Here is a 13,457-nt window from a genome sequence, read left to right as displayed (position 1 = left end):
TTTTTATTTTACGTTTTCAATTTTTGTAATTGTATCAGGGTCAACAAATTCATACCCTTTATTGCGAAGCCCTTCAATAATCCCCTCTACTGCCTCATAGGTCCAGCTTCGGTCATGCATCAAGAGATTAGCGCCATTCGTCAAGTACGGCGAATTTACCATGATATCTGTTAACGCATCCTTTTCCAGATAGCCATCGACCCAGTCATATCCATAAGTCCAATTCATGGCAATCATCCCTTCTTCTTTAACGACCTGATGACTGTAGTCTGTATTGACCCCATGTGGTGCACGAAAAAATACCGGTTTCTCACCGATAATATCTTTTATTAACTCATTCAATTTGATAATTTCGTCTCGTTGTTCTTCTTCGCTTAAATCTCTGAGCAATGCATGGTTATATGTATGGTTTCCAATTTCAAAACCTAGCTCATGGATTGTTTTTAACTTCTGCTGCTCTTCCTCGGTATCAATAAAATGACCATTTACAAAAAAGATTGCCTGAACGCCGAGCTGTTTAAGCAACTTAGCGATTTCAACTGCGTGCTCATCCGGGGCATCATCGAACGTCAATAGAACCACTTTATCATTGGCAGAGTCAATCGGCTCAATGGTCCAGTTAGCTGGATTCACAACATACTGCGGCTTTGCCACCGTTTCTGAAGGAGGTTCGTCTGTTACTTGTGCTGGATCCTCTTCTTTTGGCTGCTCCTTTTCTGGCTCTGGTTCAGTCAGGTCATCTGTCGATGTATCTTCGGTTTTACTTTGCTCCGGTTCGCTTTGTGAGTTTTCCCCAGGTTCACTTAGATTTTTTGAAACCGTAGAGGTGCATGCAGTTAGTGTGCCTAGTAATAAAAGCATAATCAAAACTTGTTTCATGATAGCTCCCCCTATGTTGTATGTACACAATAAATAACTATTTAAAATTTCCAGTTTAAATGGTCTCTTGTCTGGGTATTAAGTAATAGTTGCGTTTCCAAAATCTAGTATGCTATCATTCTATCCCGTACTAACAACAAGATCCGTTTTAGTCTGCACTGCTTCCTCGACATCTATTTACCTTAAAATTCCGGATACTCGTACTTGTTCTCATTATACGTGAGAATAAATTTATTTCCTATCATATTTTTGAACATTTCATTTCAAACTATTGATAGAACCATTTAATAGGGGGGATACTTTGAAAAAAGTTACACCGGTATTTACCTTGTCAGTGATTGTGACTTTGTTCTTTATTATTTGGGGAGCCATCCCAGCGGGGATTCTAAATAATTTCAGTCTGGATGCAGTAACGACAGCGGTACATAGTTTCATTTTAGAAAAGTTCGGCTGGTTTTACTTGATTTCTGCATCGATTTTTCTTGCTTTTACTATCATACTTATTTTTACAAAGTATGGAAACATTCGGCTAGGTAAAGAAGGGGATCAGCCTGAATACAGCTATTTAACATGGTTTGCGATGTTGTTTAGTGCAGGTATGGGAATCGGATTAGTATTTTGGGGCGCCGCAGAACCCATGTTTCATTATTACTATCCTCCATTAGAGAAGCCTGCATCCGAAGAGTCGGCAAGAGCAGCACTCCGATATTCATTTTTCCATTGGGGCTTACACCCATGGGCCATTTACACAGTGGTTGGATTAGCACTCGCCTATTTTCAGTTCAGAAAAAAGTCACCGGGGGTATTTAGTTCATTGCTCAGACCCATATTTGGTGACCGAGTTGACGGCGGCTTGGGCATTCTTATTAATTTTATTGCAGTCTTTGCAACCGTATTTGGAGTCGCAACTTCACTAGGTTTAGGAGCATCACAAATAAGCGGCGGGCTTTCATACACCTTTGAAGGGATTGAGAATACGTTCTTTACGCAATTGATTATTATAATTGTTGTAACGATACTATTTATAATTTCTGCCCAGACTGGCTTAAATCGAGGTATTAAATATCTTAGTAATGCTAATATTGTTTTGGCCATGGCTTTAATGCTTTTTGTTTTATTTACTGGGCCAACGAACTTTATTATGGACGTTTTTTCAACTACACTTGGTTCGTATATTCAAAATCTCCCTTCCATGAGTTTTCGGTTAGCACCTTTTGACCCTGAAAACACCTGGTATGAAGATTGGACGATTTTCTATTGGGCATGGTGGATTTCTTGGGCACCATTTGTCGGAACTTTTATTGCACGCGTATCACGCGGAAGAACGATCCGAGAATTTACGATCGGAGTCTTGCTCGTACCAACCTTATTCGGTGCTTTATGGTTTTCTGTATTTGGCGGAAGTGCAATTGGACTCGACTTCTTTCAGGGAAAATCAATCCTTGGAGCAATTGAGAGTATAGGTGAAGAAGTAGCTTTATTCGAGCTTTTTAATTTTTTTCCGTTTTCAGCATTCTTATCTATACTGGCAATCTTGCTTATTTGCACATTCTTTATAACTTCTGCCGATTCAGCAACCTTTGTTTTGGGAATGCAGACCACGAATGGGAGCTTAAATCCGCCGAATATTGTAAAACTGGTATGGGGTCTGATTCAAGCTGGAACAGCCACCATCTTACTTTATATTGGAGGGCTCGCTGCATTACAAAAAGCATCTATAATTGCTGCACTGCCATTTACAGTGATTATGCTCCTCATCGTATACTCGCTGATAAAATCCTTTATGGAAGAGATTCCGAAGGGGCAGAAAACGCAAAGAAATATTGATTAAAACGGATATTTGACCTAATTTTTCTTTCTCAAATATCGGTGACATGAAAACATCCACTGTCTTATTTTAGGCAGTGGATGTTTTATACCCATGAAGATATAGCCGGCATTCCCCAATGAATGAATAAATAAAAAGAAAGGGTAGCGCCCGTGATGATCAGTGAGGCTTTTGTTGACTTTACTACATATTTAGCAATATTAAATGCTAAAAATACAAAGATTATAAACATTCCTATATTATATTCAAGCCGGTCGTGATTGGATAGCCATTCAGCAAGACTATATCCGCTCCATATCATCATTTGCAAAAGAACCGCGACATAGCTTTTCATTCAACCACTCTTTCCTTTTCTCTATATATTTCTTTTACCCATATTTTTACGGATCAATCAAGACAGCGCCATATCAGATATATCAATTCTGTAACATTCCAATGACATAGGCAAAATGTCCTTATTTCTATGCTAAACTGATATTTGAAATTTCGAACTTTTATAAATGAGCGGTGAGTGTATGAACAAACGATTGTTATTTTTGTTTTTCGCTTGTATTATTCTAAGTTCTTGTTCAAATGAAGAGAAACTTATGATTCAAACAGAAGGAGTAAACCTCATTTTTTTTACCGATGATACTCATTTTGAAAAAGAAATCTCTTATTATGATGCTATTTTAGAATTAAGAAAAACATACCCGACTCTTGTAAATAAAATGAAAGTTATTACACCTAATGATCTTGAACGGCTAGAAGAGCAGCTGCAAGTTGACGAATTCCCTGCTTTACTTATAACAAACGGAGATGACATTATTTTTAGTGTAAAAGGTGCCGCCCCAAAAGAAGAAATTATTGATCCTGTTATACATCTTTTATCAGCTAAATAATAAATGAGTAGAACCGGGCAATCTGTGCCCGGTTTTTTGCCTGCGCTTTATAAAAGTATAAAATTTAGCAAAGAAGTAAATTCGACGCAGTCAAAATTTTTAGGAATAAAGTGCGCCGGCAGAAGAATGAGTCAAGCGAGGCCACAGGACGCGGCGTTTCGAGCGTGATAAGAGCAACCAGGCAATCGCCTCAAGCCTAACCTAAAGCGCTAGCCAAGTTTTCTTTAAGTTTCCTCTTTCCAACAAATATAAAAGAGTGTGAAATCGAATGGATTTCACACTCTTACTTGCAGAATGTATTATTTTAAAATATGAATCGGTGAACCCAATGCTACTTCCGCAGCTTCCATTGTGATTTCGCCTAATGTTGGGTGAGCATGAATAGTCATGGCAATATCTTCAGCTGTCATTCCTGCTTCAATCGCCAGACCAAGCTCTGCAATAACATCAGATGCATTTGCACCAGCAATTTGCGCTCCAACGACTAAACCATCCTCTTTACGGGTAACTAGTTTTACGAAGCCATCTGTTTCGTTTAATGCGAGTGCACGCCCGTTTGCTGCATATGGGAATTTTGCACCGATTACATCTAGACCGGCCTCTTTAGCTTGCTGTTCATTTAAACCAACAGTCGCCAATTCCGGTTCTGAGAAGACTACTGCAGGAATTGCCAGATAATCAACTTCTGCAGGTTCTCCAGCAATCGCTTCTGCTGCAACCTTTCCTTCATAGGAAGCCTTGTGTGCAAGCTGTGGCCCTTCGACAACATCGCCAATTGCATAAATATTGCTTACATTCGTGCGGCATTGCTTATCAACCTTAATTAATCCGCGTTCAGTCATTTCAATACCTACTTGCTCTAAGCCAAGCTCATCTGTATTCGGTCTGCGTCCAACAGTAACAAGAACATAATCAGCTTCTAGCTTTTGTTCTGACCCTCCAGCTTCATACGTTACAACTACGCCATCGCCAGTAACATCTGCACCTTTCGCCATTGCTTTTGTAACAACCTCAACACCCTTGCTCTTTAAGTTCTTCTTCACTAAGGTTGTCATTTGCTTTTCGAAACCGGCTAAGATGTCATCGGCTCCTTCTAAAATGGTAACTTGGGATCCCATGTTCGCGTAGGCTGTACCTAGTTCAACCCCGATAACACCGCCACCGATGATGACGAGTTTTTTCGGTATCTCAGTTAAATTTAATGCGCCAGTAGAATCGATGACCCTTTCTGAATAAGGGAATGTTTTTAATTCGATTGGACGGGAGCCTGTTGCAATAATCGCATTTTTAAATGTATAGGTTTGTGCTGAATTCTCATTCATGACGCGAATTGAGTTCGCATCTACAAAATAGGCTTCACCTTTTACAATTTCAACTTTATTGCCTTTAAGAAGCCCTTCAACACCACTTGTTAGCTTTTTAACGACTTTACTTTTAAATTCTTGTACCTTTGAAAAATCGATACTAACATTTTCTGCTTTAATCCCCATATCATCAGAATGAAGAGCTTGCTCATATCGATGACCAGCGGTGATTAGTGCCTTTGATGGGATACATCCCACATTTAAGCATACTCCGCCTAGTTCAGCTTTTTCTACTATTGTTACTTTTTGTCCAAGTTGAGCAGCACGAATGGCAGCTACATAACCTCCAGGGCCGGACCCAATTACAAGAGTATCTGTTTCAATTGGAAAATCTCCTACAACCATGATTTAAGCCTCCATTAATAATAGTTCTGGGTCGCTGAGTAATCGCTTAATGTGATTGAGTGCATTTTGAGCTGTTGCACCATCGATCATCCGGTGATCGAAGCTAAGAGATAAGGCTAACACTGGAGCAGCAACGATTTCACCATCACGCACGATTGGTTTTTCAGCTATTCTGCCGATACCAAGAATGGCCACTTCTGGATGATTAATAACCGGAGTGAACCATTGACCGCCAGCAGATCCGATATTTGTAATCGTACAAGACGCACCCTTCATTTCATCTGGTGCAAGCTTGCCATCTCTGGCTTTAGTGGCTAACTCATTAATTTCTCCAGAAATCGTGAACATTGATTTACGGTCTGCATTTTTTACTACTGGTACAAGCAAGCCTTTTTCAGTATCGGCAGCTATACCTATATTATAGTAATGTTTATGAATAATTTCACTTGTTTCGTCATCTAGTGAAGTATTTAACGCTGGATATTCACGTAAGGCACTTACTAAAGCTTTAACCACATAAGGCAAGAAAGTAAGCTTTACGCCTTTATCTGCAGCCACCTGCTTGAATTTTTTACGGTGAGCGACCAGCTTAGTGACATCCACTTCATCCATTAGCGTCACGTGAGGAGCTGTGTGTTTCGAATTAACCATCGCTTTAGCAATCGCTTTTCTGATACCGCTCATTTTTTCACGTGTTTCAGGGAAGGCACCCTCTGGAATTTGCGGTGCTGCTTTTTGCGGTGCATCCGGCTTTTCTGATTCAGCTGGAGCGGAAACAGCCTCAGCTTGTGTTGCACCACCATTGATAAATGCCTCAATATCTTCTTTTAAGACACGTCCATTTTTGCCAGTACCCGAAACTTGTCTAATATCAATCCCTTTCTCGCGGGCGAATTTCCGTACAGACGGCATCGCAATTACACGAGCGCTCGATTCTTCTTTCGCTTCAGGAGTTACAGTTTCTTCAGCTGGTGCAGCCTTTTCTTGCTTTGGCTCTTCTTTTGGAGCCTCCGCTTTTTCTTCGTTTCCTTTAAATTGTAAGTTCTCATATCCTGGAGCATCAAAAGTAATCAGAACGTCTCCAACAATTGCTACTTCTCCCTCATTCACTTTAATCTCTGTAACTTTACCTGCAACAGGGGAGGGAATTTCAACAACTGCTTTATCGTTTTGGACTTCACATAATACATCGTCCTCTTTTACTTCGTCACCAGGCTTTACGAACCATTTTACAATTTCACCTTCGTGTATTCCTTCTCCGATGTCCGGCAATTTAAATTCAAATGCCACTTGGTTCAACCTCCTTTTAGTTCAAAAAATAATTAAGAAGAAAGGCAATGACCTTTCATCTTAATCCATTAGAAAGTTAAGACTTTTTTCGCCGTCTCAATAATGTCTTTGTAATTTGGAAGCCAGACAGATTCAGCTTGAGAGAATGGGAAAACTGTATCTGGTGCAGCTACTCTTAATACAGGTGCTTCTAGACTTAAAATCGCACGATCGTTGATTTCAGCTACAACATTGGCAGCAATACCTGCTTGTTTTTGTGCCTCTTGCACCACAATCGCACGATTGGTTTTTTCAACAGAAGCTATAATCGTATCAATATCTAAAGGACTAATCGTGCGCAAGTCTACAACTTCTACAGAGTATCCTTCTTTTTCAAGCTCGTCTGCTGCTTTTAAAGATTCCTGAACCATCGCACCATAGGTGATAATGGAAAGGTCTTTACCTTCACGTTTAACGTCAGCTTTTCCAAGCGGAATTGTATATTCTTCCTCAGGAACCTCTTGACGGAAAGAACGGTACAGCTTCATATGCTCTAAGAAGATAACCGGATCGTTATCACGGATCGCAGAAATTAATAGTCCTTTTGCATCATAAGGGGTAGAAGGGATGACTACTTTTAAGCCAGGCTGTTGTGCCATTAAACCTTCTAAACTATCTGCGTGGAGTTCCGGCGTATGTACGCCCCCTCCAAAAGGAGAACGAATCGTAACCGGTGCAGAATAGCGTCCGCCAGAGCGATAGCGCATACGGGCTAATTGCCCGGAAATGGAATCCATTGCCTCATATACGAAACCGAAGAACTGTAATTCCGGTACAGGACGAAAGCCCTGTAAAGCTAATCCAACCGCGAGTCCGCCGATCCCGGATTCAGCAAGCGGTGTATCAAATACACGCTCTTCCCCAAATTCTTTTTGTAAGCCTTCAGTAGCACGGAACACCCCACCGTTAACACCAACGTCTTCCCCGAAAACAAGAACATTTTCATCGTTCTTCAGTTCGGTACGCAATGCGTCCGTGATCGCTTGAATCATTGTCATTTGAGCCATGCTTACTTCGACTCCTTCTCTTTATAAATTTCATATTGCTCTTTCAAGTTATATGGTAATTCCTCATGCATGATGGAAATTAAGTCGGTTACTTTTTGCTTTGGTGCATCATCTGCTTTTTTAATAGCCTCTTTGATTTCTTCTTTTGCTTGTTCAATCACTTCATTCTCAAGCTCTTCATTCCATAGTCCTTTGTTTTCAAGGAATTTACGGAAGCGAACTAAAGGATCCTTCTTCTCCCATTCGTTATCTAAGTCTGCTGTACGGTATCTGGTTGGATCGTCCCCAGCCATTGTATGCGGACCGTAACGGTAGCAAAGTGTTTCAATTAATGTAGGTCCTTCTCCATTAATCGCTCTTTCGCGTGCATCTTTAACAGCGGCATACACTGCTAATGGATCCATTCCATCGACTTGGATACCAGGAATTCCGGCTGCTACTGCTTTTTGAGCTAATGTTTCAGCTGCTGTTTGAAGCTCACGAGGAGTAGAAATCGCAAATTGGTTGTTTTGCACAACAAAAATGGCCGGTGCTTTAAATGCACCTGCGAAATTGATTCCTTCATAAAAATCGCCTTGAGAGGTTCCACCATCACCTGTATAGGTAATAGCAACTGCTTTTTTGCCTCGTTTTTTCAAGCCTAGGGCAACTCCAGCTGCTTGGATGTATTGAGCTCCAATTATAATTTGCGGAGACAAAACATTAACTCCTTCTGGAGCTTGGTTCCCTTGAAAATGACCTCTAGAAAATAAAAAAGCCTGATAAAGCGGCAAACCATGCCACACGATTTGAGGGACATCACGGTAACCCGGCAAAATCCAGTCTTCTTTTTCCAAAGCAAATTGAGAAGCAATTTGTGATGCTTCCTGTCCTGCGGTTGGAGCATAGAAGCCAAGACGTCCTTGTCTGTTTAAAGAAATAGAACGCTGATCAAGAATTCTCGTCCAAACCATACGCTTCATCAGTTCTTGTAGTTGCTCATCCGATAATTCTGGCATAGCAGCTTCATTTACTACTTCACCATTTTCATTCAGAATTTGAAATGTTTGGAATTGCTCACTAATGGTCTCAAATTGCTTTTTGTAATCGATTTGAGTCTTTGTGTTTGAAGCCATTCCCTTCACCCTTTCATTTCATAATAAATAATATCAATACTTATCAGTTTCTCCCTTCCGGATTGCTATCAAACTCCATTCGGGAGAAAAAACTGTATCAATGAAAAACTAATTTACATTAATACAACTAATTTCAGTTCCAAGTTTACATGATTGCCATTCTTTCCGTCAATTACTTTAATCTGAAGGTTATTAAATCACGACATTAAGTGAACTGTATTATTAAAATGAATGCGTCTGTATTATAAAACAGTGCCAAATTCATATAATCTGTTTTATAATAACCCTCCTTAACTTACACAATGAAAGAATCATCTATGTGCATGTTTCCTCAAAATCCTCTGTTTTAAACGAAGGTTTTCAATTTGGCCAAACAAAAAATCTCCCGCCTGTCACACAATTGTGACCTCGCGGGAGATCTTCTTAATTCTCTGCTGTTACAGTTACTTCCATTCCAGCAGCTTCATAGAAGCTTTGTTTGGATTCATTATATTTTTCCGTTATCTTATTAAATTCATTATTTGCTTCCATCACTATCTTATAAGCATCATTAATTTCATTAATTTTCGTTTCTAATTGATCGAGGGTAAGGTTTTCATCTTGAAGAATTGTATATAATTGCTGATCGAGCTGAAGGCCATTCATATAAGCATCGTATAAGTCTTTATGGACCTGATAGCGCGAATTCATCGTTTTAGACAGTTCAGTTGCTTTTGCTTTCAGTTCTTCGTCTTCAATCGTTTCAATAATATCTTGAACTTCTTTAAATTTTTCTTCAGATTCGATCATGCTTTCGCGCTCAATCTCTATTTTTTCTTTTCTTTTTTCCACGATGGATAGGGCTTCTTTTGATAAATTCACGATTTGATCAAATTCATTCATACTTAATGAAATAATTTGTTCAAATAATTCATGCTCTTGTTTTTCTAGTTGCTGCAGCGGTTCCTGTTGCTCATTGAAGTCTTCTTCTGCAGAAACAACACCTTCCAAAGTTGTATACATCGTTTCAACTGGTGAGGTCTTTTCAGTACATCCAGCCAATAAAATGACGGCTGTTCCAACTATGACTAGTAATGTTTGAGTAAAACTCTTTTTCATGCTCCTACCCCCAAAAAACTATTGCCTACTCTACTATATCTTTGCCCCCACTTTTTGACAATAGCTTGTCCTATTTTGAAATTTGTGTAAATATTGTCAGAAAAATAGCGGTCATTCCCTTTTCCTAATTTCTACTTGTCCCTAATCTATTCATGCCATTTAATGAATATGACCCTATTATTTAAGATTGAATAAAATGGTTTACAAGTTGATAGAGAAACTAGAGCTTCGAAACTGTATAAAATCAAATCTCATCTTTGCAATTAACGAAGCAGTCCTACAGATTTCAAGCCATAAACTATTCCCTCTTCATCAACATTCTTTGTAATAAAATTTGCATGAATTTTTAAGTCTTCCACTGCATTCCCCATGGCTACACCGGTACCCACTGTTTGGATCATTTCGATGTCATTTAGGCCGTCTCCGAATGCATAACTATCCTTTAATTGGAATCCAACCTTTTCCAGCATTTTTTTAATGCCTTCTGCCTTGGAACCGCCTTTCGGAATAACATCCACTGAGTATTCATGCCATCTGATAAATGTGAAAGCAGTGAATTCTCTTTCATACTCCTGCTGCCATTCATCTTTGCAGAATAAGAGGGACTGATACACCTCATTTTTTAAATAAAACGTTTCATCTTTTTCCGGATGTCCAAAACGTAAACTTCCCATTGCCTCAGCTATCATAACATCCTCTAAAATATCAGCTTTCATATCACTTTCATTCAAAAATACAAGCGGATGATGGTGACTCTTTGCTTTATTATGCAGCTTTATTAAAGCCTCCTGATTTAGCGGATTTTTATAAATAGGTTCGTTTTCAAACACCACATATTGTCCATTGAAGCTGACATAAGAATCAATATCCAATTCTTTGCGAATATCTTCAAACATAAAAGGAGCTCTTCCGGTTGCAATGGCAACAAAGACATCTTGCTCTTTTAGCTGCCTGATTGCTTTTTTCGTTGATTCCGGGATGGTTTTGTCATGATTTAATAAGGTCCCGTCTATATCAAAAAATACAATTTTACTCACATCTGTTCACCTCTGTCAGTGTATCGTTTATTTTATGAAGTTTCGCCCAATTCCAGCTTTCCCCATGAAAAATTTCAAAAACTCTCCATATACTATAAAAAAGAAGACTGATGAATAATAGAACCATCAATAAAGGAGGGCTAATTATGCTGAAAAAAATAAGGAATCGTATAAAAAAACAATGGAGAAATGTTGTCAAAAAGAAACTAATGGCATAAAGAGCATCCTTTGAAAAGTGTGTCACTTTACATTTTGTATGAATGCTCTTTGCCATTTTAGTTTGTATTTTTAAAAAAACAATCTTGTTCAAATATAAACGAAATTTCATGCTTTTCCAAGAATCCTCCTTATATTTGGAGGGTTTTTTCGCTCACGGGGAACAATTTTATTGAAAATGATGTATCAGCCCACTTGCTATTGTTGGGTTATTTTTGTAAAGTGAAGGAAGCAGAGGATGAGTCGGATTATATTTTTTATCTCACGATTTCTTTTTTGAATTCCTAGAGCAGGGTATTCGCAAAGTGAGCAGCTTAACAGGGGAAATAACTGTTCGTCCGGTTGTTTTTTCCTCCTGTTTCGTCTTATTAGGTTTTCTTCCAAGGAGAAAAACTGATTTCACAAAATAGGCAGTCCACAACCAATGTAAATTTTATTAGATAGTCAAGGAGAGAGATGAATGATTTATAAAGTATACTATCAAGAATCCAACACTGAGGTTCCAGTACGTGAACACACAAAAACTTTATTTATTGAAGCTGAATCGGAACGTGAGGTTCGTTTGGCTTTAAAAGAAAAAAACTACAACATTGAGTATATCCAGCCAACTACCGGTGCTTATTTAGAATATGAGCAGCAAAACGAAGACTTTCAAATAGTGGAGAATAAATAATGAAATTTGTAAAAAATGATCAAACGGCTATATTTGCACTTGGTGGGTTAGGTGAAATAGGAAAGAACACCTATGGTATACAATTCCAAGATGAAATTATATTAATTGATGCTGGGATTAAATTTCCTGAGGACGAATTGTTAGGTATTGACTATGTAATCCCAGATTACTCTTACTTAGTGAAAAATGAAGAAAAAATAAAGGGTCTTTTTGTTACACATGGACATGAAGACCATATTGGTGGAATCCCCTATTTACTGCGTGAAATCAATATTCCTATTTATGGAGGAAAACTTGCTCTAGGATTAATTCGAAATAAATTAGAAGAGCATGGTCTTTTAAGACATGCCAAACTTATCGAAGTACAGGAAGAAGACATTATTAAATTCAGAAAAACCTCTGTTACGTTTTTCCGAACGACTCATAGTATTCCTGATTCTTTTGGAATCGTAGTAAAAACACCGCCTGGAAACATTGTTCATACAGGTGACTTTAAATTTGATTTTACACCGGTGGGTGAACCAGCTAATTTAACGAAAATGGCTGAGATAGGAAAAGAAGGAGTACTATGTTTGCTTTCCGATAGTACCAATAGTGAGGTTCCTCACTTCACTATGTCAGAACGCCGTGTAGGAGAAAGCATCCATGACATTTTCCGTAAAGTAGACGGACGTATTATTTTTGCTACTTTTGCATCCAACATTCATCGACTGCAACAGGTTGTAGAAGCTGCCGTTTTAAATGGACGAAAAATCGCAGTTTTCGGTCGCAGTATGGAATCAGCCATTGAAATTGGCCAAGAACTTGGGTACATAAAATGCCCGAAAAATACCTTTATCGATGCCGCCCAATTGAGCCGCCTTCCTGCTCATCAGGTAACGATTTTGTGTACAGGAAGCCAAGGAGAACCTATGGCTGCCCTTTCAAGGATTGCAAATGGAACCCATAGGCAGATCCAAATTATTCCCGGAGATACGGTTGTATTTTCTTCTTCCCCTATACCAGGAAATACGATTAGCGTAAGCCGGACAATTAATACATTATTCAAAGCCGGCGCAAATGTGATTCATGGCCCATTGAACAATATCCATACATCCGGACACGGCGGCCAAGAAGAGCAAAAGCTAATGCTCCGGTTAATGAAGCCTAAATTTTTCATGCCGGTTCACGGGGAATACCGTATGCAAAAAATGCATGCGAACCTAGCTGTAGACTGCGGCGTACTTGAAGAAAATTGCTTTATTATGGATAACGGAGAGGTCTTAGCACTAAGCCAGGATGAAGCACAAATAGCTGGAAAAATTCCTTCTGGCAATGTGTATATTGACGGAAGCGGTGTTGGGGACATCGGCAACATTGTTTTAAGAGACCGCCGCATTCTATCTGAAGAAGGCCTTGTGGTAGTTGTGGTTAGCATTAACATGAAGGACTTTAAGATAGCTGCAGGACCAGATATTATTTCAAGAGGATTTGTATACATGAGAGAGTCTGGTGACTTAATTCAAGAGGCACAAGGAATCGTAACCAAACACCTTACCTCTGTCATGGAACGAAGAACGACTCAATGGTCGGAAATTAAAAATGAGATTACAGACACTTTAGCACCATTTTTATATGAAAAAACAAAACGGCGTCCAATGATTTTACCAATCATTATGGAGGTTTAAGTAAAAAAGCTGGCTGCA

At 39.0% G+C, this 13,457-nt stretch carries 12 protein-coding genes; 4 read left to right on the top strand and 8 right to left on the bottom strand.

The genetic code is table 11. The features are described from left to right. Nucleotides 1-3: 3 nt before the first annotated feature. Nucleotides 4-879 carry a polysaccharide deacetylase family protein gene (locus tag MLE14_RS12950; protein ID WP_243298804.1) on the bottom strand — a complete coding sequence of 292 codons (876 nt, stop codon included), beginning with the start codon at nucleotides 877-879 and terminating at the stop codon, nucleotides 4-6. A gap of 301 nt (nucleotides 880-1,180) precedes the next feature. Between MLE14_RS12950 and MLE14_RS12945 the strand changes: the two genes are divergently transcribed. Then, a complete protein-coding gene (locus tag MLE14_RS12945; protein WP_243298803.1) occupies nucleotides 1,181-2,710 on the top strand; it encodes a glycine betaine uptake BCCT transporter in 1,530 nt (509 codons plus the stop codon). A gap of 82 nt (nucleotides 2,711-2,792) precedes the next feature. Here MLE14_RS12945 and MLE14_RS12940 read toward each other — a convergent pair whose 3' ends face one another. Continuing rightward, a complete protein-coding gene (locus tag MLE14_RS12940) occupies nucleotides 2,793-3,041 on the bottom strand; it encodes a hypothetical protein (RefSeq protein WP_243298802.1) in 249 nt (82 codons plus the stop codon). Nucleotides 3,042-3,294: 253 nt separating this feature from the next. Between MLE14_RS12940 and MLE14_RS12935 the strand changes: the two genes are divergently transcribed. Continuing rightward, nucleotides 3,295-3,588, top strand: coding sequence for a hypothetical protein (locus tag MLE14_RS12935; protein WP_243298801.1), 294 nt, complete (start codon nucleotides 3,295-3,297; stop codon nucleotides 3,586-3,588). A gap of 299 nt (nucleotides 3,589-3,887) precedes the next feature. Here MLE14_RS12935 and lpdA read toward each other — a convergent pair whose 3' ends face one another. From lpdA to MLE14_RS12905, 6 genes are all read right to left on the bottom strand, one after another. Continuing rightward, nucleotides 3,888-5,297, bottom strand: coding sequence for a dihydrolipoyl dehydrogenase (gene lpdA / locus MLE14_RS12930; RefSeq protein ID WP_243298800.1), 1,410 nt, complete (start codon nucleotides 5,295-5,297; stop codon nucleotides 3,888-3,890). A 3-nt stretch (nucleotides 5,298-5,300) separates the two neighbouring features. Beyond that, nucleotides 5,301-6,587: a dihydrolipoamide acetyltransferase family protein gene (locus MLE14_RS12925; RefSeq protein ID WP_243298799.1), complete on the bottom strand. Its 1,287-nt coding sequence runs from the start codon at nucleotides 6,585-6,587 to the stop codon at nucleotides 5,301-5,303. Between the two features lie 68 nt (nucleotides 6,588-6,655). Beyond that, a complete protein-coding gene (locus MLE14_RS12920) occupies nucleotides 6,656-7,633 on the bottom strand; it encodes an alpha-ketoacid dehydrogenase subunit beta (protein ID WP_243298798.1) in 978 nt (325 codons plus the stop codon). Nucleotides 7,634-7,635: 2 nt separating this feature from the next. Then, nucleotides 7,636-8,748, bottom strand: a complete 1,113-nt coding sequence (gene pdhA, locus MLE14_RS12915; RefSeq protein WP_243298797.1) for a pyruvate dehydrogenase (acetyl-transferring) E1 component subunit alpha — start codon at nucleotides 8,746-8,748, stop codon at nucleotides 7,636-7,638. Nucleotides 8,749-9,171: 423 nt separating this feature from the next. After that, nucleotides 9,172-9,846, bottom strand: coding sequence for a YkyA family protein (locus tag MLE14_RS12910; RefSeq protein ID WP_243298796.1), 675 nt, complete (start codon nucleotides 9,844-9,846; stop codon nucleotides 9,172-9,174). A 263-nt stretch (nucleotides 9,847-10,109) separates the two neighbouring features. Continuing rightward, the gene (locus MLE14_RS12905; RefSeq protein ID WP_243298795.1) at nucleotides 10,110-10,883 is read right to left on the bottom strand and encodes a Cof-type HAD-IIB family hydrolase; all 774 of its coding nucleotides are present in this window, start codon (nucleotides 10,881-10,883) and stop codon (nucleotides 10,110-10,112) included. A 676-nt stretch (nucleotides 10,884-11,559) separates the two neighbouring features. On the opposite strand from MLE14_RS12905, the gene MLE14_RS12900 reads away from it, so the two are divergent. Together MLE14_RS12900 and rnjA are read left to right on the top strand one after the other, a co-directional pair. Beyond that, nucleotides 11,560-11,772, top strand: coding sequence for a DNA-dependent RNA polymerase subunit epsilon (locus MLE14_RS12900; RefSeq protein WP_243298794.1), 213 nt, complete (start codon nucleotides 11,560-11,562; stop codon nucleotides 11,770-11,772). Then, nucleotides 11,772-13,439 carry a ribonuclease J1 gene (rnjA, locus tag MLE14_RS12895; RefSeq protein ID WP_243298793.1) on the top strand — a complete coding sequence of 556 codons (1,668 nt, stop codon included), beginning with the start codon at nucleotides 11,772-11,774 and terminating at the stop codon, nucleotides 13,437-13,439. Before MLE14_RS12900 ends, rnjA begins: the two co-directional genes overlap by 1 nt. Nucleotides 13,440-13,457 lie beyond the last annotated feature (18 nt).

Origin of the sequence: Bacillus litorisediminis, assembly GCF_022808645.1 — a bacterium.
In the GTDB taxonomy this organism is placed as follows: Bacteria; Bacillota; Bacilli; order Bacillales; family JC228; genus Bacillus_BF; species Bacillus_BF litorisediminis.
Note: the sequence above shows the minus strand (reverse complement) of the source record. Positions and strands in the feature narration are given on the sequence as shown.